The organism is Rhodococcus sp. PSi06, assembly GCF_054960675.1.
On sequence record NZ_JBHNYO010000001.1, the window covers coordinates 366,760 to 388,911 of the forward strand.

At 63.6% G+C, this 22,152-nt stretch carries 27 protein-coding genes; 12 read left to right on the plus strand and 15 right to left on the minus strand.

Going from position 1 to position 22,152, the window contains the following annotated elements; genetic code table 11:
• Positions 1-135 precede the first annotated feature (135 nt).
• A complete protein-coding gene (locus ACFI9K_RS01800) occupies positions 136-990 on the minus strand; it encodes a helix-turn-helix transcriptional regulator (RefSeq protein WP_462661937.1) in 855 nt (284 codons plus the stop codon).
• A gap of 366 nt (positions 991-1,356) precedes the next feature.
• Between ACFI9K_RS01800 and ACFI9K_RS01805 the strand changes: the two genes are divergently transcribed.
• Positions 1,357-1,554 carry a hypothetical protein gene (locus ACFI9K_RS01805; RefSeq protein WP_462661938.1) on the plus strand — a complete coding sequence of 66 codons (198 nt, stop codon included), beginning with the start codon at positions 1,357-1,359 and terminating at the stop codon, positions 1,552-1,554.
• A 215-nt stretch (positions 1,555-1,769) separates the two neighbouring features.
• Complete coding sequence (locus ACFI9K_RS01810; RefSeq protein WP_462661939.1) at positions 1,770-2,579, plus strand: NAD(P)H-dependent oxidoreductase; 810 nt, start codon at positions 1,770-1,772, stop codon at positions 2,577-2,579.
• Here ACFI9K_RS01810 and ACFI9K_RS01815 read toward each other — a convergent pair.
• Complete coding sequence (locus ACFI9K_RS01815; RefSeq protein WP_462662103.1) at positions 2,551-2,631, minus strand: hypothetical protein; 81 nt, start codon at positions 2,629-2,631, stop codon at positions 2,551-2,553. The genes ACFI9K_RS01810 and ACFI9K_RS01815 overlap by 29 nt on opposite strands.
• Positions 2,632-3,251: 620 nt before the next feature.
• Here ACFI9K_RS01815 and ACFI9K_RS01820 point away from each other — a divergent pair.
• Positions 3,252-3,530, plus strand: a complete 279-nt coding sequence (locus ACFI9K_RS01820; RefSeq protein ID WP_462661940.1) for a hypothetical protein — start codon at positions 3,252-3,254, stop codon at positions 3,528-3,530.
• A gap of 66 nt (positions 3,531-3,596) precedes the next feature.
• A complete protein-coding gene (locus ACFI9K_RS01825; protein WP_462661941.1) occupies positions 3,597-4,379 on the plus strand; it encodes a hypothetical protein in 783 nt (260 codons plus the stop codon).
• Between the two features lie 3 nt (positions 4,380-4,382).
• On the opposite strand, the gene ACFI9K_RS01830 is transcribed toward ACFI9K_RS01825, so the two are convergent.
• Positions 4,383-4,790 (minus strand): hypothetical protein, encoded by a 408-nt coding sequence (locus ACFI9K_RS01830; protein ID WP_462661942.1) that lies wholly within the window; start codon positions 4,788-4,790, stop codon positions 4,383-4,385.
• A 154-nt stretch (positions 4,791-4,944) separates the two neighbouring features.
• Complete coding sequence (locus ACFI9K_RS01835) at positions 4,945-5,760, minus strand: alpha/beta fold hydrolase (protein ID WP_462661943.1); 816 nt, start codon at positions 5,758-5,760, stop codon at positions 4,945-4,947.
• A gap of 87 nt (positions 5,761-5,847) precedes the next feature.
• Here ACFI9K_RS01835 and ACFI9K_RS01840 point away from each other — a divergent pair, with 87 nt between their 5' ends.
• Positions 5,848-6,048 carry a hypothetical protein gene (locus ACFI9K_RS01840; RefSeq protein ID WP_462661944.1) on the plus strand — a complete coding sequence of 67 codons (201 nt, stop codon included), beginning with the start codon at positions 5,848-5,850 and terminating at the stop codon, positions 6,046-6,048.
• 19 nt (positions 6,049-6,067) lie between these two features.
• Here the strand turns inward: ACFI9K_RS01840 and ACFI9K_RS01845 are convergent, their stop codons facing one another.
• On the minus strand, positions 6,068-6,448 hold the full coding sequence (locus tag ACFI9K_RS01845; protein ID WP_462661945.1) for a VOC family protein: 381 nt from the start codon (positions 6,446-6,448) through the stop codon (positions 6,068-6,070).
• A 92-nt stretch (positions 6,449-6,540) separates the two neighbouring features.
• On the opposite strand from ACFI9K_RS01845, the gene ACFI9K_RS01850 reads away from it, so the two are divergent.
• Both ACFI9K_RS01850 and ACFI9K_RS01855 read left to right on the plus strand, forming a co-directional pair.
• A complete protein-coding gene (locus tag ACFI9K_RS01850) occupies positions 6,541-7,593 on the plus strand; it encodes a YihY/virulence factor BrkB family protein (protein ID WP_462661946.1) in 1,053 nt (350 codons plus the stop codon).
• A 175-nt stretch (positions 7,594-7,768) separates the two neighbouring features.
• Entirely contained in the window at positions 7,769-8,188 is a 420-nt protein-coding gene (locus ACFI9K_RS01855; protein WP_462661947.1) for a DUF4234 domain-containing protein, read from the plus strand.
• A gap of 28 nt (positions 8,189-8,216) precedes the next feature.
• Here the strand turns inward: ACFI9K_RS01855 and ACFI9K_RS01860 are convergent, their stop codons facing one another.
• Together ACFI9K_RS01860 and ACFI9K_RS01865 are read right to left on the minus strand one after the other, a co-directional pair.
• Positions 8,217-9,386 carry an MFS transporter gene (locus ACFI9K_RS01860; protein WP_462661949.1) on the minus strand — a complete coding sequence of 390 codons (1,170 nt, stop codon included), beginning with the start codon at positions 9,384-9,386 and terminating at the stop codon, positions 8,217-8,219.
• Entirely contained in the window at positions 9,386-10,225 is an 840-nt protein-coding gene (locus ACFI9K_RS01865; RefSeq protein ID WP_462661950.1) for a MurR/RpiR family transcriptional regulator, read from the minus strand. Before ACFI9K_RS01865 ends, ACFI9K_RS01860 begins: the two co-directional genes overlap by 1 nt.
• A gap of 143 nt (positions 10,226-10,368) precedes the next feature.
• On the opposite strand from ACFI9K_RS01865, the gene ACFI9K_RS01870 reads away from it, so the two are divergent.
• Genes ACFI9K_RS01870 through ACFI9K_RS01885 form a run of 4 tightly spaced genes read left to right on the plus strand, consistent with a single transcriptional unit; the run spans position 10,369 to position 14,089 of the window.
• A complete protein-coding gene (locus tag ACFI9K_RS01870; RefSeq protein WP_462661951.1) occupies positions 10,369-10,938 on the plus strand; it encodes a tripartite tricarboxylate transporter TctB family protein in 570 nt (189 codons plus the stop codon).
• A 3-nt stretch (positions 10,939-10,941) separates the two neighbouring features.
• Positions 10,942-12,465, plus strand: a complete 1,524-nt coding sequence (locus ACFI9K_RS01875) for a tripartite tricarboxylate transporter permease (protein WP_462661952.1) — start codon at positions 10,942-10,944, stop codon at positions 12,463-12,465.
• Complete coding sequence (locus tag ACFI9K_RS01880; protein ID WP_462661953.1) at positions 12,462-13,454, plus strand: Bug family tripartite tricarboxylate transporter substrate binding protein; 993 nt, start codon at positions 12,462-12,464, stop codon at positions 13,452-13,454. Before ACFI9K_RS01875 ends, ACFI9K_RS01880 begins: the two co-directional genes overlap by 4 nt.
• Before the next feature lie 23 nt (positions 13,455-13,477).
• Positions 13,478-14,089, plus strand: coding sequence for an RraA family protein (locus ACFI9K_RS01885; RefSeq protein WP_462661954.1), 612 nt, complete (start codon positions 13,478-13,480; stop codon positions 14,087-14,089).
• A 128-nt stretch (positions 14,090-14,217) separates the two neighbouring features.
• On the opposite strand, the gene ACFI9K_RS01890 is transcribed toward ACFI9K_RS01885, so the two are convergent.
• The 3 genes from ACFI9K_RS01890 to ACFI9K_RS01900 all read right to left on the minus strand — a co-directional run bounded on the left by ACFI9K_RS01890 (position 14,218) and on the right by ACFI9K_RS01900 (position 16,930).
• The gene (locus tag ACFI9K_RS01890; RefSeq protein WP_462661955.1) at positions 14,218-14,550 is read right to left on the minus strand and encodes a DUF3140 domain-containing protein; all 333 of its coding nucleotides are present in this window, start codon (positions 14,548-14,550) and stop codon (positions 14,218-14,220) included.
• 145 nt (positions 14,551-14,695) lie between these two features.
• The gene (locus ACFI9K_RS01895) at positions 14,696-16,285 is read right to left on the minus strand and encodes a GMC oxidoreductase (protein ID WP_462661956.1); all 1,590 of its coding nucleotides are present in this window, start codon (positions 16,283-16,285) and stop codon (positions 14,696-14,698) included.
• A 96-nt stretch (positions 16,286-16,381) separates the two neighbouring features.
• A complete protein-coding gene (locus ACFI9K_RS01900; protein WP_462661957.1) occupies positions 16,382-16,930 on the minus strand; it encodes a TetR/AcrR family transcriptional regulator in 549 nt (182 codons plus the stop codon).
• Positions 16,931-17,025: 95 nt separating this feature from the next.
• On the opposite strand from ACFI9K_RS01900, the gene ACFI9K_RS01905 reads away from it, so the two are divergent.
• A complete protein-coding gene (locus tag ACFI9K_RS01905) occupies positions 17,026-18,330 on the plus strand; it encodes a carboxylesterase family protein (protein WP_462661958.1) in 1,305 nt (434 codons plus the stop codon).
• Positions 18,331-18,350: 20 nt separating this feature from the next.
• Here the strand turns inward: ACFI9K_RS01905 and ACFI9K_RS01910 are convergent, their stop codons facing one another.
• The 5 genes from ACFI9K_RS01910 to ACFI9K_RS01930 are packed head-to-tail and all read right to left on the minus strand — an operon-like array spanning position 18,351 to position 22,049.
• On the minus strand, positions 18,351-19,109 hold the full coding sequence (locus ACFI9K_RS01910; RefSeq protein ID WP_462661959.1) for a lysophospholipid acyltransferase family protein: 759 nt from the start codon (positions 19,107-19,109) through the stop codon (positions 18,351-18,353).
• Positions 19,110-19,115: 6 nt separating this feature from the next.
• Entirely contained in the window at positions 19,116-19,502 is a 387-nt protein-coding gene (locus ACFI9K_RS01915) for a hypothetical protein (protein WP_057479688.1), read from the minus strand.
• Positions 19,503-19,513: 11 nt separating this feature from the next.
• Entirely contained in the window at positions 19,514-20,656 is a 1,143-nt protein-coding gene (locus tag ACFI9K_RS01920; RefSeq protein ID WP_462661960.1) for an NAD(P)/FAD-dependent oxidoreductase, read from the minus strand.
• Entirely contained in the window at positions 20,653-20,850 is a 198-nt protein-coding gene (locus ACFI9K_RS01925) for a ferredoxin (RefSeq protein ID WP_057479686.1), read from the minus strand. Before ACFI9K_RS01925 ends, ACFI9K_RS01920 begins: the two co-directional genes overlap by 4 nt.
• Complete coding sequence (locus ACFI9K_RS01930) at positions 20,847-22,049, minus strand: cytochrome P450 (protein WP_462661961.1); 1,203 nt, start codon at positions 22,047-22,049, stop codon at positions 20,847-20,849. Before ACFI9K_RS01930 ends, ACFI9K_RS01925 begins: the two co-directional genes overlap by 4 nt.
• Positions 22,050-22,152: the final 103 nt, after the last annotated feature.

Here is a 22,152-nt window from a genome sequence, read left to right on the forward strand (position 1 = left end):
GAGTGGAACCGAATTGGACCTACGTGGAGTTCCGGAAGTTGCACTTTTCGACGCCGCTTCCGTGCTCATCTACCACGCCCTCGGGGCTGCAAATCCCGTTCGGGCTGATCGATCTGATCTCCGGCGTCACTCCCGTCAGCTTGGGTGATCGTCTCTCGCAGTGACAGGTTCATCGTCCGACGCCCTGTCGAGTGCGAGGGCTGCCAGCAGCCGTAGGCCGTCTTCGCTGGCACTGCCCGCGGCGGCGTTCAGGACGATCATCTCCATGCCGGGCTCGCCGGGGAGCGCGAAGTTCTCCTGATGAAGTTCCAACAGACCCACGAGCGGATGTCGGTAGGCCTTGCGCCCGTGCGTTCGCGCGCACACATCGGCGCGAGCCCATAATCGACGGAATCGGTCACTGCCCATGGACAATTCACCGATCAACGATGCCAGCCGTGCGTCGTCCGGATACTGCCCCGCGGCAAGACGCAGATGACCGACCGCGTCCAACGTGCACGTGTTCCAGTCGTCGTACAGGCCGCGCTCGGTTTCCTCGAGAAATATGTGCCGCGCAGTGTTCAACCCAGGGATGGGTTGGCCGTACAGCACCCGCGCCAGCCGATTGCCGGCCAGCACGTTCATGCGGTGATCCATGATGAACGCAGGTGCTCCCTCCACCAGATCGAGAACTCGCAGAAGTTCCGGCCGGATGCGCCCCTTCGGGGTCTTCGCAGGTCGGCGACGACGGCGAGCGAGGCGATCCAGATGCGCCCGTTCGGTGTCGTCCAAATCGAACACACGCGCCAGAGCATCGAGAATCTGCTCGGACGGCTGTGTGGCGCGGCCCTGTTCGAGACGAACGTAGTAGTCGATGCTGACACCCGAGAGGTGAGCGACCTCCTCGCGCCGCAGCCCCTCGACGCGGCGATACCGATCGACGGGTATCCCGACCGAAGCCGGATCGACACGAGACCGCCGAAGTCTCAGGAAGTTCGCCAAATCATCCACACCCGGAATTATCCCCCCGGATCCGACGGTCGGGAGTGGTACTGCCGATACCAGGAACACAGGAAGTAGCGCGGTGGAGCTTGCATCTGGGCATCTCCGCCGCTGAACCGCCGATCGGGACTCTTGGCCATGCTGACCCGGTACCGGGGTGAGCCCTGCGGTTAGTTGCAACCCGCGCTCCACTCCGAAGCCGGCATCGCGGGATCCCGCGGACTGAGGCGTCGAGTGGAGCATGCCGCGCACGCCGCCGTGCGGTTCGAGAACGCGCGCATCGGCATGGGTCCAGAAAATGCACTCCGCCCGATCCGGTGAGCAATTAGGCTGTGCGCGAAACCTAGCGAGCCGAAGCGACGAACGGATGCCCCTATGGCCGACAACCCGCAGAAATCGAATGCCGGCGTGTATGTGCTGTATGGAGTGGTGGCAGGCCTGTTGGTAGGCATCATCGTTGGAGTTCTGATCGACAACATCAGCATCGGGATCGGCGCGGGTATGTTTCTCGGCGCTCTGGTGTCGTCGGTCTTCATCGCCCGCATGAGCCGACCCCCGAGCTCGGGTGCTTGAGCGACGGGATTGCGACAGCACACCCCGTTTTCACGATGGGACGTCGCCATCTCAGCCGCATAAGTTCCAGCGGAGTGCTCATCCGACGGTCGGGAGTGGTACTGCCGATACCAGGAACACCGACCACAGGACGTAGCGCCCCTGAACGAGATGGCCGGAACCAGAGAGAGTGAAGGCGTCACCCGAACACGACGTCACTCGCTCGAGGAGCAACCGTGAAGACTCTCATCGTCTACGCCCACCCAGAACCGAAGTCGCTCAACCACTCTCTCGCGGAGTTGGCCGTCAGCACGCTGCACGCCGCCGGCCACGACGTGCAGGTGACCGATCTCTACGGATCCCGATGGAAGGCTGCACTGGACGCATCGGACTATGGACCTACCGCGTCGTCGCCGCTGCGAGTAGCTGCAGATTCTGGGCGAGCCTATGACACAGGCACTCTCACCTCCGATGTCCGCACAGAGCAGGAGAAGCTGTTGTGGGCAGACACCGTCATCTTCCAGTTCCCCCTGTGGTGGTATTCGATGCCCGCGATCCTCAAAGGGTGGGTCGATCGGGTGTTCACCTACCACTTCGCTTATGGCGTCGGAGAACACAGCGACACCAAGTACGGCGAGCGTTACGGCGAAGGCACCCTCGCGGGCAAAAGAGCACTGCTGTCGGTCACCGTCGGCGGCCCTGAACCTCACTACTCGGATCGGGGCATCAACGGCCCGATCGACGACCTCTTGTTCCCCATTCATCACGGCATCCTCTACTACCCGGGGATCGACGTTCTGCCTCCGTTCGTCGTCCACGGATCCGATCGATTGACGGCCGACGAGTATGCGGTGGCCGCGAAGAACTGGGAACGCCGGCTACTCGACATCGAGACGACCGAGCCGATTGCGTTCAGAAAACAGAACTTCGGCGATTACGAGATGCCGTCCCTTCGACTCAGAGAAGGCCTCGAACGGCCCGGGCAGGCGAGCTTCGCCATGCACTTGCAGCCGCAGTTCACGCCCGAAGAAGAACGTCGCGGGTGAGCTCGAGTTGGCCGAGATGTTGGGCCAGCTCGCGCACCAGGTGGGTCAACACCCACCGCGGTGAGACCGTCGCCAGCTCCGGGCGCGCGGATCGAGCCTCGCCAAGGCATCGTCACTGCCGTACGCGGGGCCCCGTGTTCGTGCACTCGCTGCGTGACTCGGGAACCAACCCGCAGACTCGGAGGGGACTACGGGCTGCTGCGCTCGGACTTCAGCCACAAATCGGCATACGACGTGGTGCGGGGTTCGTAGCACTCGGGACCTCACACCCTTTTTGCCGACCGCGCTCCCGAGTTCAACTAGTAGAACGGGCGCGCACCGTGCAGCAGGGGTGTGAGGTCACTCAGCCCGGGGGCGGTCCGGCATGCGGACCTCACGGTTCACGACCGCTCTCCCTACGCGGCATCCCGCACCTCCGACTCGATACTGAACCCTGAGGTCCGGGGTCGTCGCGCCTCGGAACCAATCGCAGCGAGGCCTGGAACGATGTTCCAGTTGTGACGGGATTTTCGCATGCAAGAAGAGAGACCGGTAACCGCGCGAAGTTCCGATGCCTCGAGGTCGATCACCGAAGGTGCTGTTTTGATCGTCTGCGCCGGGCGACCCGTCAGGGATTGGTTCCGGGCACCTCTCCGATGCAGCGCTGACACAATATTCGGCCATGATGGATCGGTGCCGACTACCGATCCGTTCCACGCACTCGTTCTCATGAACGCAGTGTTCGCCTCAGCCGCATGGTGCTTGGCCAAGCCGTCGTGGCCCGCATCGATATCTCTGGGCGTTGTCTCGATGTTGTGGCTGTTCTTCAACGCCCCCATCGAAGGCAGAACATTGTACGTAATCGACGCGAACCGCGGTCTGACCGAGTCCGACTTCATCACGTTTGCGGGGTTGATGTTGGCAGCGGTGACGATTGCCAGGGTGCGGCGCGGACAGCGATCGGGTACCTGAGCGTGTGGTCGCACTAGTACTACAGATGGATGCGCTGCTCGAATACCCGATGATTGACTCCTTCCCGTGAAACAACCTGTGCAGAGTCGCAGCAACATCGTCGTATTGGCATGTGCCGGGGCCGCGTTGGTGGCCGCATTCGTTCTGGGCCCCGCCGCGTTACTGCGCGGACGCTACCCGCAGTTCCAAGATCAGTCCGTCATGAGCGAGCTGCTCGGCCGCGGCTTGGTCGAATACTGGGGTAGCGGAGTCCGAACCTTCCCCACTGGCTTGGCCGAGATGGTGGACTACTGGTTCGAGTGGCACGCAATCAAGATCGTCATCTCGGTCCTGCTGACCGCGGTTCTGGGACTGCTGGCGTCCGATCTGTGGCGGCGATCCCTGACGGCCGGCGTGAGCTACGTGGTCGCGGCGACCACTACGAGTGTGCTGTCGTTGTTTTCGGTGTTCGTGGCTGTGCTCAACATCCAGTCGACGGTCGCACCCGTGGTCGCGCTGCTTCCCATGCTCTCCGCTGACAACGCGGACGGGCAGACAGCGCAATTACTGATCGAGAACGGTGTGCAGAGCGGAGACTCCCGGCCGCCTCTGCTCGAGCTGCTCACACAGGTCGAGCACTACAACTGGGCGGTGATCGTGGCTACCGCCGTGGTGATCGCAGTCGTCGCTACCGGCACCGTCATCGCGTTCCGACGCTTCGGATCGGCGGACGGCCCACGCCGTCGGATGTTCGTCGCTCTCGGATCGCTCGGTGCGGTGATGACGATCGTGATGGCGCTGCTGTTCGTCGCGGCCGTCGTTGCGGTCGTCGATCCAGGAGAAGCGCTACTCGGAGCCGTCGGGCTGTGACTTCTATTTCCGGCTGCGTTCGCGGGCACGCGCGCGGAACTGGCCGACTGCGAGGCCGATCAACGCGACCCCCAACAGGGTGAGGGGGACCTGAGCGCGGGGCGCGTCGATATCGAGTACGAGGATCTGCCACACCACCCACCCGATGGTCAGTAGCCCCACGCACACGACGTACAGCGCAGCTTCGGACGCGTCGACGAGGACGGCAGCCACGCAGATCAACGGTCCGAGTCCGAGGAAGAACAGCACGAACAACCCGGAGATGCGGTAGTCCCAGGTGTGCCACGACGGCAGCATCGCGACGTCCAAACCCAACGACCGCCCGGTGGGGTCCGTGGTCAACGACACTCCGTTGAACATCCCGGCTGCGCCCAACAGAATCAGCAGTGCCACCGTCGAGAGCTTGTTCATGGTGACGTCATGCGTTCGTCGTCCTTCGGTTGTTGCGACCCTGCGTAGCCGACGATTCTGCCAGAACGAGGCCGCTCGGTCTTGTTCTATTCGCGCCTGCAAACCGAGTTGCCTGGAGTCGCCGTCCACCGCACCTGCGGTTTACGCGTAGTACCTACTCCCCCGCGACGAACTCCTCTATCAAGCGCGTGACAGCGTCGGGTTGTTCGAGAGTGCTGCTGTGTCCACAGTCGTCGAGCAACACGAATCGGGCACCGGAGATCGCCGACGCGATGGCCCGGCCCCGCCGCGGTGGTGTCGGCTTGTCGTGAGCGCCGGAGACGACGAGCGTCGGCGCGGTGATCGCGGGTAGCTCTGCGGCAACGGATTTGCGGGCGACCACGCCGTGGATAGCCGATGCCACACCCGCCCTGCCGGTGTCACCCAATTGCCTCATCCAGTTGTCTATCGACTCCGAGCTACGGGGCGACGCGAGGAACGACGGGCCGAACATCGTGTCGAGCACCTGACGGCGAACCGGCCCGATGCCGGCAGCCCGGACAATCAACGCCAAACCCTCGTCCAGGATCACGTTCTTGGGCGTCTCCCGATCCGCCGACGTGTTCAGCAACGTCAGCGATGCCACCAGATCGGGTCGACGCGCTGCCAGACGCATCCCCACGAAGCCGCCCATCGACAGGCCCACCCAGTGGACGGCACCGACGCTCAGATGCTCGATCAGTGCGACTGCGTCCTCGTACAAAGCGTCCATCGAGTAACCGGAATCGGTCGCAGGCGAACGTCCCTGCCCTCGCCAATCGATGGTGACGCACCGATAGCGATGGCGAAGGCTCTCGACCTGGTGGTGAAACATCCAGGCGCTGAACAACAATCCGTGGCCGAACACGATGGTCGGTGCCGTCCGATCGAGGTTGAGCGGACCCGTGTCGGTGTAAGCAATCGTTGCCCCGTCACGGCAGATGGTTGTCATAGTTTTCCTACACTACGATGCGGGCCTTGATCGGCAGTTATGCTGTGCCCGATACACACTGGACCGAGTCGACGAATGGACGCGCCCGTGACCGAGGACCCGCAGAAGAACAATGCCGGTATGTACGTCCTCTACGGAGTTGTCGCCGGATTGCTCGCCGGCGTCATCTTCGGCCTGGCGATCGACAACATCAGTATCGGCATCGGCGTCGGCATCTTCGTCGGAGCACTCACGTCGTCGGTCTTCATCGCTCGGCTGAGCCACACGAAGGGCCCGAAAGGCGAGTAGCGAACCGTCGACACTCGCCTCATACCGGGTTCAGTCGTGTTCGTAGTAAACAGAATTCGTTGCCCTCCGGGTCCGCCAGCACATGCCACGATTCCTGGCCGGTCTGGCCGATCTCCACTCGTCGTGCGCCGAGTGTGAGAAGTCGTTCGAGTTCGGCGTCCTGATCTCGGTCGGTTGCACTCACGTCGATGTGCAGTCGAGGTTTCGCCTTCTCTGGACTTTCGTTGCGACTGAGGATGATGGTCGGCTGAGTGCCGCCGAACCCGTCGCGCGCACCGATCTCCACCGAACCGTCGTCCTCCCTGTCCAAGACGACGAAGTCCAACACCTCACACCAGAACGTAGCCAAGGCCTCGGGATCGCGACAATCGAGTACGAGTTCACTGATTCGACATGCCATGCTCGCGAAACTACACCCGTCCGACCGGGCTCATAGCCGATCTCCCTCAGACACCGTTGTTTTCATCGGTAATGCCTGGGTATGCGCCCTTGATGGCCGATCACGCTACCGATCCCGCACCCACCGAAGCAGATCCCGACGATCCCCGTAAGGCGGATTCACCTGCGGATCTGACCAAGCCGTCGTGGATCTACGTTCTGAAGAAGACTGCGCGTGAGTTCTCCCGAGATCAGTGCACCGACCTCGCAGCCGCGCTGACTTACTACGCCGTGCTCTCGCTCTTCCCCGCGATCCTCGCCATCGTGTCGTTGCTGGGCGTGTTCGGCCAAGGACAGTCCACGGTCGACGGCGTACTGCAGATCGTCGGCGATCTCGGACCACAATCCGCTGTCGACACGTTGCGTCCAACCATCGAACAGCTCGTCCAGGCACCGACCGCGGGCTTCGCCTTGATCATCGGTATCGCCGGTGCACTGTGGTCTGCGTCCGGCTACGTCGGCGCATTCGGTCGGGCGATGAACCGCATGTACGAGGTGGACGAGGGTCGGCCAATCTGGAAATTGCGCCCCGTGATGCTTCTGGTCACGCTCATCGCCTTGACCCTGATTGCTCTCGCCGCTGTCATGCTGGCCATCAGCGGCCCGGTGGCCAAAGCGGTGGGCGACGCCGTCGGACTCGGCGATACCGCATTGACGATCTGGAACATCGCCCGCTGGCCACTCGTACTGATCGTTGTGGTGCTCGCCGTCGCGATTCTGTACTACGCGACTCCGAATGTGCAGCAGCCCAAGTTCAAATGGATCAGTTCGGGTGCCGCCGTCGGCATCATCGTGTGGATTCTCGCCACTGTCGCGTTCGGTTTCTATGTCGCTAACTTCTCCAGCTACAACAAGACCTACGGTTCACTGGCCGGAGCCATCGTGTTCTTGCTCTGGCTCTGGATCACCAACTTGGCCTTGCTGTTCGGAGCCGAGCTGGACTCCGAACTCGAACGTGGTCGTCAACTGCAAGCGGGAATCGTCGCCGAGAAGCGACTGCAATTGCCACCGCGCGACACCCGGGTATCGGACAAGAACGACGAGAAGGATGCGCAGGCCGTCGAGCAGGGTCGTCGACTGCGGGAGGAACACAACCCGGGGCAGTGAGTTCCCTTTCCAGCTAGAGATCTCTGCGTTCGATCAACAGTTGCTCCACTCCGCGGAACAGATCCGGGGGTTCCCCGCGACCGGGCCGTCGAGTGGAGCATTCTGTGCATCGACCCACTGACATGCGAGAATTGTCCGGTCCACCGCACACCGTTCGACAATGTTGGGGAGCATCATGACCGGTTCGGTTGCCCAAGGAAGTGCGATGAAGAGGCGCAATCCAGTTGTCGTCTGGATCCTGTTGCCGCTCATCACTCTCGGCATCTACCACTTCGTCTGGTATTACCTCATTCACCGTGAGATGGCCGATTTCGATCGACGTAAGGTCGACCCGCCGGTCGTCGGCCCATTGCTGGTCCTACTCCTCCTCGGGTGGACCATCATCGGGCCGCTGATCAGCTACTACAACACCGGAAACCGCATCGCCGACGCCCAACGCGCGGCCGGCCTGCAGCCGACGTGCAGCTCCGTCGTCGGCTTGCTGCTCACGTTCGTCTTCGGCTTGCAGTCCCTGTACTACCAGGCCGAACTGAACAAGATCACGGCGCGATACAACGACGCCGCACCGGGAACCGTTGTGCCACTCGCGGTGTGACGGTCCACATCGGCCGCGCCGGTGGATGTCACGGCCGACTCCGTCGATGCGAGGCCGCGACGATCGATCCCCCGAGCACCAGGGCGTTACCGAGCAGAATGCCCGTCACCCCGAAGGGCCCGGCAATTGCGCCGACCGTCAGTGGGATGAGAATCTGCGCAGATCTGTTGGCCGACATCCGCAATCCCAACGCCTCGCCCTGCGCGGACTTCGGCACGATCGACACCACCCACGACATGGTCAGTGGCTGCGGAATACCCAACGCGATACCGAGGGCGATCATGACTCCGATGGCTCCGACGGCCTGCACGAACGGCAGCACGGCGAGAGCGATCGCGCCCGCCGCCAGCGAAACATTGAGCAGCACAGTGCGACCGAACCTCGCGTCGAGTCTGCCGAGCCCCACTCGGCTCACCACCGACACCCCGGCACGCAACGCCAGCAGCCAGCCCACCGTCGTCACCGACACCCCACGCTCGACGGCCCACGCCGGCACGAAGGCATAGAGCAGATCGACCGTCACCAGCACGGCACCGCTGACCGTCAACGATTGCCACATGCCCGGCAGCTTCAACAATTTCAGCCCCGACGCTTCCCCCTCGGCAGGTTTCTGCGCGCGAATGTGGTTGCGGCCAAGCATCAAGAACAGTGCGGTGGGGAGTGCGACCGCGGTGAACGCCCCGGCAGTGAGGATGCCGGCCGTCGTGTTCGGACTCTCGACGCTCGCTCCACCGAATCTCGACGCGACGGCCGTCACCGCGAGCGGCCCGACCAGCTGACCCATCGACGCGGCGGCAGTCAGTGCGCCGAAGGCACTTTCGTTCTTGCCGTCGACGTGGACGTGTGCGACGAACGCCTGCTGCCCGATCATGATGAGCAGATTGCCCAGACCGAACGCCGCCGTACACGCGAGCAACGCCCACATTGCCGAAAACGTAACGAGTACACCGGTTGCGATCGAGCACAACACAATTCCCGATACGATCACCACCGGCCCGCCGAACCTGTCGGCGATGCGCCCGATCGGGAGGGCCGCCAATACTGCGGGCGCAGCGAAGAGTGCCGCGATCACCGCCAGCGTCCGCGTGTCGGCACCCTCGGCGATCGCCCGGTAGCCGATCATCAACCGCACCCCGACCCACCCGGCCTGCGCAGTCGTCGCCTGAACGGTCAGAGCAAAGGAGTCACGAGAAGCCATCAGCGCAAGGGAATTTCGTCGGTTCCTCCGACCAACCTCGACACGTCGTTGATGTCGTCGCGCACCGCCCCGTATCGATCGGGATCGAGGTGGAAGATAGCCAACTGCAGTGCGTACGCAATGGCGATGGGAATGATGAGAGTGTTGTACTCGGAATCGTCTCCCCGTTGTGCGACGAGCAGATGAGTCGGGGCGGGCCTGAAGTGATAGCCCGGAGCATCGCTGATCAGAATCGACGTGCCGCCGCGTCGTTCCGCTTCACTGACCAGTGCAGGCAGCTGAGACGGTGCCTCGCGCAGTGCGAATGCGATAAGGATGGAGTCCTCGGTGAAGCTGACGAACCGCTCGGCAAGGTCCTTTCCTCCGAGGCCGAGCTCGACGACAACAAGCCCGAGTCTGCGGAGTCGGCGGGCCAGCATGTCCAGGGCCGGGCGTTCGTCGGCCTTGGAGAACAGGTAGACCACCCGCGATCGATGAATGGAGGTCGCCACTTCCACCAGCTGCTCCTGCGGGATGAAGCTCGACAACCGCTCCAGTGCGCGGGCCTCGTCGCGCGCGAAGACCGCCAGTTCGTGACCGGTATCGCTGCGCATCAGAGCCGATGCGGTCGCGGGTTCGGGGTTGTCGCGTTCGAGATCTGCGCGCAAGTCCGGGAAACCGCTGTATCCGAGCTTCTGGGCCAATCGCACGACGGTCGACTCGTGAGTCTGCGCGCGGGCCGCAACGGGAGCCGCGCGCAGAGTCGACGGCTCGGGCTCGCCGAGAAGCACCGCTATGACCCGCTTTTCGGACGTACTGAGCGACTTTCCGCTGCTCGCCACCACTGTTCGGAAGCTCATGCCCTCCACTTTCCACTGTGTCTGTTGACACACTCAACCACAATCCTGTAAACCTGTGCAAGATTGCAAGTGACCCACAGCACAGCAATCCGGCCGACCTTCTAGGCCACATCCGAACTTATCGTCAGAAAGGCGGCCGGCACGTGAAGATACTGCTCGGCACACAACACACGATCGAATGGATCGTGCTCGGCGCGACACTGGTCGTCGGCTTGGCGACGGTCACCATGGCGACCGGCTACGGCATCGCTGCCGACCCCGGCGTCGGCGCGGGCTTCCTGCCCCTGGTGGGCGGCCTCAGCATGATCCTCGGCGGTGCGATGTGGGCGATACAGCTCGTCCGAGCACCGCGGGTCACAGCCCCCGAGCCGGAGCTCGAACCCGCCACCTCCGCTGCCGTCGCCTTCCTCTCCAGCGACAACGAGGACGATTCCGACGAGACCGAACTCCCCGACCGCGCAGGCTGGATCAGAATCGGAGTCGTCGTCGCCTCGATCGCCGGCGCAGCACTGGTGCTCCCCACCCTCGGCTACACACTGTCCATGGCGCTGATGCTCGCCGTCGTGTTGACGTTCGTCGGTAAGCGCACCCCAGTGGTCGCCATCGGCGTCGCAGTGGCCTCCACCCTGGCCACCCGACTGGTGTTCGACGTCTGGCTCGGTACGGCCCTGCCCGCATCGTCCATTCCGTTCCTCGCCGATTGGGGGTTGTGAGCCATGGGCTTTCCCGATCTGATCGCAGGCTTCGTCAACGTCCTCACTCCGACGCATCTGTTGTTCGCGCTCCTCGGCTGCGTACTGGGCATGCTCGTCGGTGTGTTGCCCGGCTTCGGCCCCGCCGCTGCGGTGTCGCTGCTGATCCCGATCACCTTCGGCCTCGACGCCACCACCGCGCTGATCATGCTCGCCGCCATCCTGTACGGCGCAGCATTCGGCGGCACCGTCACCGCAGTCCTACTGCGCATTCCCGGTGAGGCGTCGTCCATCGCCACCACACTCGACGGCTACGAGATGGCCAAGAGCGGACGCGGCGGACCCGCCCTCGTCGTTGCCGCCCTCGCGTCGTTCGTCGGCGGACTGGTCGGCGTCGTCGGATTCGTCGTCGTCGCCCCGTTCAGCCGATTCGCACTCGAATTCGGTGCTCCCGAACTGTTTCTCGTCGCGTTGCTCGGCATGGCCCTGATCACCAGCTTCTCGGGCAACAACCCCGCGAAAGCACTGATCAGTGTGGGGCTCGGCCTGGCGATCGCGTCGGTGGGCATCGACTCCGGTCAAGGCATCCAGCGATTCACGTTCGGCATGCCGGAACTGTTCGACGGCGTCGCACTCGTGGCCGTAGTAATGGGCTGCTTCGGCCTCACCGAAATCCTCATCCAAGCCCGCTCGGCGGGCGGTGCGGGCCGACGACCACTCGCCGTCGGCAAGTTGCTTCCCACCAAGACGGACATCACCAGGTCTGCAGGCCCCACGATGCGCGGGTCGATCATCGGCTTCTTCATGGGCCTGCTCCCCGGATCTCCGGGTGCCGCAACCTCGCTCGCGTCCTATGCGATGGAGAAGAAGCTCACCAAGCGGCCCGGGCAATTCGGCAAGGGTGCCGTCGAGGGTGTCGCCGGACCGGAATCGGCCAACAACGCGCTCGCACTGTCGTCGATGATTCCCCTGTTCACCCTCGGCATCCCCACCTCCGCCACGGTCGCCATCATGGCCAGCGCCTTCACCATCAACGGTCTCATTCCCGGCCCACTGTTGTTCCGTGACAACCCCGAAGTGGCCTGGACCATCATCGCCAGCTTCCTCGTCGGCAACATCATCCTGCTGATTCTCAACGTGCCACTGGTTCGCCTGTGGATTGCCGTTCTGAAAATCCCGTTCCACTATCTGATGGCAATGATCCTGGCCTTCATGTTCCTGGGCGTCTACAGCATCAACGGCAGCGTCTTCGACATCTTCATCATGCTGGGCGCAGGCGTCATCGGGTATCTGTTCCACCTCACCAAGATTCCGCTCACTCCGCTCGTACTTGCCCTGATCCTCGGGCCGCTGCTCGAGGAGAACTTCCAGCGTTCGCTCTCGCTGTCCCGCGGTGATTACGGAGTGTTCGTCGAAGGCCCCATCAACAAGGTTCTCTTGCTCGTCTTCATCGCAGCTGTTCTGTTCGGAATGCTGCGCCCCGTCCTCGCTCGTATCCTCTCCCGCCGCGCCACCGCGAACCACCCCACCAAGGAGCCCGTCTCATGAGAAAACTGCCCATCCTCGTCGCGGCAATCTCCACCGCCGCCTTGATCGCCGGTTGCAGCGGGGGCACAAGCGATTCGGGAGCACCGTTCCCACGCAGCGGTGCGACCGTCGAATGGGTGGTCCCCTCGGCCGCCGGTGCCGGCAACGACATCCTGGCTCGCATCATGGCCCCCGCCATGGAGACCGAACTCGGTGTCCCGGTCAAGGTCGTCAACAAGGAGGGCGGCAGCCAGGTCGTCGGACTGAACTACCTCGCGAACGCCAAGCCGGACGGCGAGACCATTGGGTTCACGAACATTCCGTCGATCCTGGGGCGATACCTGGACCCGAGCAAAAAGGCCGGGTTCGATCGTGAAAGCTTCTCGCCCATCGGCTCGTTCGCGTCCAACGACATCGTGATCGGGGTCAACAAGTCCAGCCCCTACGCGAACATCGGCGAATTGTTCGATGCGGTGAAGGCCAACCCCGGCACCATCACCGTCGGCACCGACTCCCGCGCAGGAGACGACCACGTCAACCTGCGCACCCTCGAAGACACCCTGGGCCTGGACTTCAACATCGTTCACTACAACAGCGGTGCAGACAAGATCTCGGCCCTGGTCTCCGGTGAAACCGACTTCGCCCTCGGCGGAGTGTCCAGCTTCTACGGCCAGTTCGCCTCGGGTGAGGTGAACATCCTCTCGGTACTCACCGAGGAGCGAAACAAGCTCATCCCCGACGTACCGACTCTGGTGAGCGAGGGATACGACGCCCCGTTCATGACCAACAACTTCGCCATCAGCGCCCCCGCCGGCACCCCGGACGCGACGATGGCCACGTTGCAGAATGCCCTGGAGACCGCCCTCGCCGACCCCGCAGTCGCCGAGAAGCTGACCGGCGCAGCGACACAGCCCGATTGGGTCACCGGGGCCGACGTCGCCACCTTGTGGGAACAGCGCGAAACCCAGATCGAGCCGATCATCGCCGAACTGCTCGCCGACCAGCAATAAGCCACCCGAAAGGCATTGATCTCATGAGTACCGAAACCTATCCCGCCACTGCCGTATCCGACGACATGATCGACCGATTCTCTCGGGTTCCCGCAGCAAACGTCGGCGATGCCCAAGAGCGTTTCGGCATCATCGCCGGACTGCGACCCATCTGGGCCGGAGCAGCAGTCACCGGCCGGGCTTACACCGTGTGGACTCGATCGGGCGACAACCTCTACATCCACAAGGCTCTCGACGGCGCCCGCCCCGGCGACGTCATCGTTGTCAACGGCTCCGGTGACGACACCCGCGCCCTCATCGGCGATCTCATCGGGATCCGCGCAAAATCACTGGGGATTGCGGGTTTCGTCATCGACGGTGCCGTACGCGACGCCGACGCATTGGCCAAGTTGGGCCTGCCCGTCTTCGCTCGCAGTGTCACACCGGCCGGGCCCTACAAGAACGGACCGGGCCGCTTGAACGAGCCCGTCGCTCTCGGAGGTGTCGTCGTCAGTCCCGGTGACGTCATTGTCGCCGACGCAGACGGGGTTGTCGTCGTCAAGAGTTCCGATGTGGAGGACGTGATCGTCGCCGCCGAGGACGTGGTGGCACGCGAAGCATCGAAGCGAGAGAGTTTTTCGTCGAGCATGCATTGATCGGGACCGCTGCGGTATGCGTTTTGTCTGCTCCACTCCTGAGCCCCGGTGGCGGGGAATTCCCGCAGCCGGGGCCCGAGTGGAGCAGACCGCCCGGCAGCGCTTCGACCGTTCATGTGCACGCGAGATTACTTCTTCTTCGGGTCGTGGCCCCAATTCATCAGCGAGTAGCGCCATTTGGTGTCGGTGACGTCCCCGTCGGGCCGCTGCGCAAGGTGCCGTTTGCAGTAACCGACAACCTTGTGCATGTGCTCGTAGTCGTCGTCGGACAGGTCCGACTTCTTCGTCTTCAGGATCTCGACGATTCGGCGGCCACTCTCGTGGCCCGTCGACTCACCGCCGCCCTTCTTCTGCCCGACGTCCTTCGAGGCGTCGGTGCCGAGAAACTCCTCGAGCTCCTTAGCCGTCATGTTCACGAGGTCATCGAAATCTGCCTTGATGTCACTGTTGTCGTCAGCCATCAGTCCGTCTCCATTTCCGAACTCGTCAGGTGTCGTCGCAGCTGCATACCCCCGTTGTGCGCGACGTAACATGCTGGGCCTCGATCGTCGGCGGTGGCCCGAACATGCTGCGCTACCGATGCATCGGGCTCCTTCTTCCGAGCAATCAGATGACGGAGCCGACATCTCCGGCGACGATGTTGTCCAGCGCTCGCTCGGCCAGCGCGGCGATGGTCATCGACGGGTTGCACGCAGCTGTGGTGCCGGGCATGAGCGCCCCGTCGAGGACGTACAGGCCGCGCTGTCCGTGAACGCGGCCGTCGAGATCGCACACCGGGCCCATGTTGGCACCGCCCAACGCGTGCCACGTGGATGGGAACACGGCATTGGTATCGGTGAGGAGGCTGCCCGTACCGGCGATGCGCCGCACCGTCGGATCGATGGAACCGTTCTGAATGACACTGTCGCCATTGGCCGGCCAGTGCAACTGGGCCTGATCCGAAACGGAGTCGTAGGCGAAGTGACCACGTCCACGGCTTACCCCGTAGCCGACCAGCATGGTGCTGTGAGCGTCGAACGACAATGGCGGTATGGATGCTTGAATGACTGTGTGCGCGGTGTTCGGATCGTCCCAGTTGAGGCTGCCGAACACCACCGGACCCCCTTGGGGTGCACCGAACTGCTGCTCGATGCTCGACCACACGTAGATGCGATCGGCATTGGTCCCCCAGCCCCGACCCAGCTCGTCCGGTAGATCCGGAATGCCACCGGTTGCTCCGGCACGAACGAGCAGTCTGGTGGTGTTCAGACTGCCGGCGGCCATGATCAGCGCACCGGTAGTGAGGACCTTGTTCTCCAGAACCGTTCCGTCGGAATCGATTCGGTCTACGTGGACCGTCCAACAGCCGTCGCCGGCCCGCTCGATACGGGTGACATCGTGCTGCGTCGCCACTGTGGCCAGACCCGTCGCCTCGGCAGCTGCGATATAGGTGACGTCCACGGAGTGTTTGCCGCCGTTGTTGACTCCGAATGCACCGGAACCGTCGGTGTACGACGGTGCCATCACCCCGCGCGTCTCGTCCAGAGCGAAGTTCCAGTCGATCGGCATCGGAATCTTCGACACCGGTAGGCCGGCTCGACGAGCATTGGCCGCGAACACCCGTGCCGCTTGGTAATTGGGCGTCCCGATCAGCTCGTCGGGAGCCTGCTCGAGTTGCAACATCTTCGCGACGCGCGGGTAGTGCACACGGTTCAGGGTCGGCCAATCGAGCCCGGCCGGGAAGTGCGCCTCGAACACCGACTGCGACGGCTGGAGCGTCATGCCCTGGTAGATCAGAGACCCTCCGCCGACACCGGCCGCGCACAGCGCAGTCATGTTGTCTCCGGACACCGCCTCGAGCAGCCCGACATACGGATCGAACGGGACGGGTCTACCGAAGAGGTTGGGACTGGAACCGTGCCAGAGCATGCGCTTATCCGGCGACGTGGCGTCAGGGAACGTGTCCGCATTCGGCCCTGTGGGCCAACGCCTTCCGCGCTCGAGCACCAGGACAGGCACTCCGGCCTCGGCCAGGCGTAGGGCCGCGACGCCGCCGCCGAACCCCGATCCGATGATCACCACGCGATGCTCCTCGCGGGTCAGCGGAATCTGGACGCGTCGCCCACCGTCTGCGCGCGCCACCCCCGCACCCGACACAGCAGCCAACCCCGCGAGCGCAGTCGCGCCCAGAAACGAGCGGCGATTCAAGTTCGACACGTACCCCCCAATGGTGTGCAGCACCGCGCAGCGAGACCTGCGTCACGTGTGCATGCGGTGCAAAACTAGACAGAGGGTGACTGAAGTGTCAAGTTTTCACCCGGGTAGCAGCGGAACCAACCAACGAACGAGGTATGCGCGCAGACCGTCATCGTCACGAATACGGTCGTCGTCGAACAGGACGACCGACAGCCCGTTGCGCACCAACATGGACTCGATGCCGTCGAACCGCGTGGCGTCGAATCCGGGGTTGCGTTCGATGTAGCCGTCGAGGAACTGACGCACCACCGGCTCGGCTCGATCCATCATGTCCGCGTCGAACAACGGGTTGGCGTTGCCCGAACGCAGCAGAGAATTGAGTACCGGCTCACGTCGAATGAGGTTGCGCGCAGCCACAATTGTCTCGACAACGAACTCGGACGGCGTTTCGGCCTGATCGGCCTTTTCCCGTATTCCACCGATGACGTCGACGACGAGTCCGACCATTGCCTCGGAGATCATGTCCTCACGGGTGGTGAAAATCGAATACACCGTCTGCCGCGTCACGCCCGCGGCGCGTGCGGCCGCTGCGATGGTGACGTCCTCGAATCCACCCTCGGCGATGAGCCCGAGCGTGGCGTCGAGAATCTTCTGCTTCGAGCGCATGGTCCGAGTATGACTGCATTCCGGCGCTACGGCCTCATCCGATGACGGGCCGGAGACGATAAGCTCGCACCTGTTCATCGAATGGGGGTTCACACGTGAGCGACGAAACGACACCCGGGGCGACCCTGCGCACTATCACCGGTACCACCAGCGGAGACCTCGAAGCAGTCGATGCCGATGGGCTCATCCGCGCTCGGGGAATTCCTTACGCCACCGCCGCGCGATTTCGTAGACCCGAACCGGTCGACACCCCGGGTGCGACGCGCGACGCCACCCGACGCGGCCCCGTGTGCATCCAGCTGCCCTCCCGGCTCGACAATGTCACGGGCCCGATGGTCGACGGGCTCGAACAGAGCGAGGATTGCCTCGTGTTGTCGGTGACCGCTCCCACCGAGGCAGAAGGACTTCCGGTGATGGTGTGGCTGCACGGCGGTGGCTACGTCTCCGGCGGCGGGGAGGCCGAGAGATTCGACGCCGACCTGCTGGTCCGCGAGAGCGTCGTGGTCGTCAGCGTCACCTTCAGACTCGGCGGGTTCGGTTACCTGACCCCGAAAGACCACGGAGACAGCAACATAGGAGTGCAGGATCAGATCGCGGCACTACGCTGGGTGTCGACCAACATCGCTCGATTCGGCGGTGACCCGCGCAACGTGACGTTGTTCGGGCAGTCTGCGGGCGGCGATGCAATCCTCGCGCTGATGGCGTGCGAGTCGGCCGTAGGGTTGTTCTCGAGGGCAATCGTGCAGAGCGCGCCTCTCGGGTTGCGTTCGGGCCGTTCGACTCTGTACGAGACAGCCCGAAAGGCCTTCGCAGCGCACTTTCGTACGGACCCGGCCACCGCACCCGCGACGGATGTGCTCGGTGCAGAGCGTGCCGTGACGCAGGCCGTGCGCAGGTTCGGTGCTGCAGGCGGAATGCCGTTCGGGCCGGTTGCTCACCTCGAGCCCCTGTCCGGTGACCCCGATGCCGCCCTACGCAGAACTGCACCTCGCGTCGAACTTCTGATCGGTCACACGAGAGACGATGCTTCACCGTTCGTGAATGTCGTATCGAACACGTTGCGGCTGAATCGGTTCGGCATCGTCAGTTCGGTGCTGACCGCACCGGTCGTCCGACTCGTCACCAACCTGTTGTTCGGCGTCGACGGCATGGTGAAGATGTGGCACCGCGCCGGCGGTCAGGTCGCGTCGTACCGAATCGATTGGGCACCGAAAGGCGCACCGTTGGGGGCGTGCCACAGCATCGAATTACCGTTGCTGTTCGGAGATGCATGGTGGGACGCGCCGATGTTGGCCGGCACTACTCCGCCGGAGGCGTTGGCCGCCAAGGTGCGGCAGACATGGGCTGCGTTCGCCAGAGAAGGAGTGGCCGGTCTGCCTGGGCGTTCGATGGTGTTCTGACCGACGGCTGTTTCAGCTCCTCATCCGATGATGGGCCGTCGGTCCTTCGTCAGATCGTCGAGCTCGGCCTGCATTGCCGCATGAACCCGCCCCGCGAACTCCTCTGCCGTCTCGTCGTAGGTCGGCCGCATGGGAGCGAGCACCGACGTCTGGAGCTTGGTGGGCAGCGGCAGGTACGGAAGCAGGCCGACCATACCGAGATTCACTCCCCAGGGAATGGACACCGACAGTGGCAGAGTCTTGAGCCTGAGAGCCTTGTCCAACCTCAGCGCCTTCGCCAGCCGCTTACCGCTCCCGAGTACCAGCAACGACTCACCGGCACCGGCAGTGACCACGGGGACAATCGGCACCCCCGCCTCCATCGCCAACCGGGCGTACCCGGTGCGCCTGTCGAAGAGGATCTCGTTGCGATGCTTCCAGGCCTTGAGCGCATCGACATCGCCACCGGGAAACACCAGGACGTTGTTGCCCTCCTCGAACGCATCGAGGGCCGTCTGCTTGCTTGCGGACCTGGCACCGAACGGCTCGATCAATTTCTCGGCATGCAGCGTCCAGGCAATCTGATGCGTCAGTGTGATCAATTCACGGTCGACACCCAGTTCGTCGTAAGCGGCCGCGAACGCGAACACGTTGAGATCGATGATTCCACCGAACCCGTGGTTGGCAACGAACAACACCGGAGTGTCCGGAACCGGTTGCGCCACCGTTATTTCCAGCCTGTTGTAGAAGCGCACGGCATTGATGCTCGCCGCTCGCAAGGTACGCGCGATGTTGTCCATCGTCGACTACCGATCCAGTTGCAGATCGGCCAGCGCGCCGGCGATCACGAAGCCTCCAGCGATTGCGCAGCCCGCTGTTCTCGTTCGTTGTGGCAGGTGAGCGGTGAGCGCGAACGCCGCGGTATCCCAGACGTCGACGGCCACACCCGCGCGCAGCAGTGTGCGCACTGCCCTTGGGGCATACCGAGTTGCGGCGTAGAGTCCGCCGCCGATGTAGATCTCACGAATGCCGAAGGTGCGGGCCGCAGCTCGCGTGGTCGCCACCGCGGCGTCGGGCCCGGCGAGGAGTTCGTTCGCTCGGGTGGGTGCCACCATGTGGGCGACGCCGATCGCCGCGCGGGCGAGACCGACCGCCTCGGGGAGACGTCGAACGAGTGTGGAGACAGTAGCCATGAATCGATTCCTCAGGTAGTGGGAACAGCGGAGTCGCGGGCGAGCCGTCGGAGCAGCCCGACGGCCTTCTTGATGCCGTAGGCGACGATGGTGGTGCGGCCGTCATCGTGGTTCCACTGAAACAGAGCAGATCCGTCCTCCACAGATCCTTCGAGGACGATCGGCTCGCCATGCAATGGGAGTGGGCCGACGACTTTGATGGAGAGTCCCAGAACCTCGGTCCAGAAGTAGTCGTCGGCAGGGGCGCAGGTGGGTTCGAGGCCGAGAGCAGATGCGGCCGCAACCTTGCCCTGTGCGACGGCATTGGACCAGAACGGCGCTCGACGCGACGCGGCGCGCGCGTAGGCGACGTCCCCGGCAGCAAATACTCCGGGAACCGCTGTAGCGCAGAGGTAGTCGATTCCGACCCCGATACCGTCCGCGATACCGGCACCGTCCAGCCAATCCGTCTGCGGCACATCACCGGCGCAAGTGACGACGACATCGGCAGTCAGCTGTGTGTCTGCGAACTCGATACCTGTGACGGGCTCACCGACCAACGCGACGGGAGCGTCCGTCCGAACGAACTGCACCGATGCGGCCTCGGCTCGCGCCACTATCGCGTCGGACAGGAAAGAACCCAGGAGCCGTTGCAGGGGAGGATCCACATCGACGACGGTCACTGCGATACCGCGTGCAGCACAGGCACTGGCGACCTCCATGCCGAGGAATCCTGCACCGACCACGATGGCTGTACGGGCGGAGTCCAACTTCGGACGGAGTGCATGGACGTCGGCGAAGGTCCGCAGCACCGTCTCGCCTGCCTGCCCCGGACCGGCGATGCGGCGGGCCACCGCTCCGGTGGCCACGATGAGTGCGTCGTAGGGAACGTCGATTCCGGCTGTCGTAGTGACCATTCGACGTGCGGTGTTCAACGACGCCGCGGGATCGACGATCGCCGTGACGTCCAGATCCGACAGGTCCCAGGTTTCGGCCGCGGCGGCCTCACCTTTGAGCACGTGCTTCGACAACGGTGGTTTCGCATAGCAGCCGTCATCGTCCGCACCGATCATGACGATCGAACCTTCGTGTCCGCGGGCCCGTAACTCACGAACCGCTGTGCAGCCGGCGATCGAGTCTCCGACGACGACGATCCTGCTGTCGAGAGAGCTCACGCCTGTTCTCGCAGCGCCGCGACCGGGCACACGCCGATTGCCGATCGAGCCGAGGCCGCCAGGTCGTCGGGAATGTCGTTGTCGTCGAACGCATAATGCAGTTCGCCCTCGTCATCGAGGCTGAACACCTTCGGTGCCTGCTCGGCGCAGATACCGTGGCCCTCGCACCGATCCCAGTCGACGTCGATTCTCATTGCTGTGTCCCTTCTGCTGCCACCAATTCCAGCGGCAGCCGTTCGTATCGGTGAATGACGTTGTTGACGGCCCGTTTCGGCGCTCCCGTGGCAACGATTCGTTCGACTCGCCGCGCAAGTACTCGCAGCATGGTCTGGGCTTCCAAACGCGCGAGCCCCTGCCCGGCGCAGCCGTGTACGCCCGAACCGAAGCCGAGCTGACGGGCAGCATCGCGGGTGATGTCGAACTCGTCGGGCCGATCCCATTCGCGCTCATCGCGATTGGCCGACGCGTAGACCACCAACACGCGCGCGCCTCTCGGGACCCTAGAGCCATCGATCTCGACATCACGTACTGCTCGACGCGAGAACGCCCGGATCGGTGACTCGTAGCGAACCACCTCGTTGATTGCATTGGGAATCAAGTCCGGATCCTGCCGAATTGCCTGCCATTGATCGGGATGCCGCGCGAACAAATCGAGGGCACCGGAGATCGCTCCGATGGTGGTATCCAGCGATGGTCCGAGATAATCGATCATCAGAGCAGGGCACGCAGACTGCTGAATCTTGTTGTCGTCCGCGGCTCTCAGAACGTCGTCGCCCATGCTCCCGGGTAGCACCGATCGTTCTCGCACCACCTTCCTGGAGAAAGCGAACATTTCGGCGGCACCCTTCGCAGCCTTGGCCGAATGCCGATTGACGGGACCGAGAGAGTCGAATGTTGCTCCTGCCCAACGAAGGAGATCCTCGCGGCCGTCCTCCGGCCACCCGACGAGATCCGGAACGATCGACATCGGCAGGGCTGTCGCGAGATCGTCCACACCGTCGACCGACTTCTGGCGCAGGGCCGCGTCGACGATGCTTTCGGCCTTCTCTTCCACGGCGGCCTTCATCTTTCGCACGGCCTTGGGGGTGAGCCGATGCGCCAGCACCGAACGCTTGGTTGCATGCTCGTCGCCGTCGGTGTTGAGCGTCGTCCCGCGGCCCAACCGATTGGCAACAGGGTTGAGCGCGACACCGTCACCCGAGATGAAGGTCTCGTCGTCGAGCAGAACCGCCTTGCAGTCCGCGTAACGCGAGATCGCAAACACTTGCTGCCGCGGGAGCCACACCACCGGGCCGAGCTCACGCAGCGTCGCGTAGTGCGGATACGGGTCGAGGATCGCATCGGTGGAATAGATGTCGGTGCGGTACTGCGGGATGGTCGCGTTCGTTGTCATGAGGTCCTTCGGTGCCGCCGTGGAGGGGTCCGTCAGCGCTCGCCCACTCGCTTAATGACGATATCGTCACCCATGAGAGCGTCGACAGTCAAGCTTTTTGACG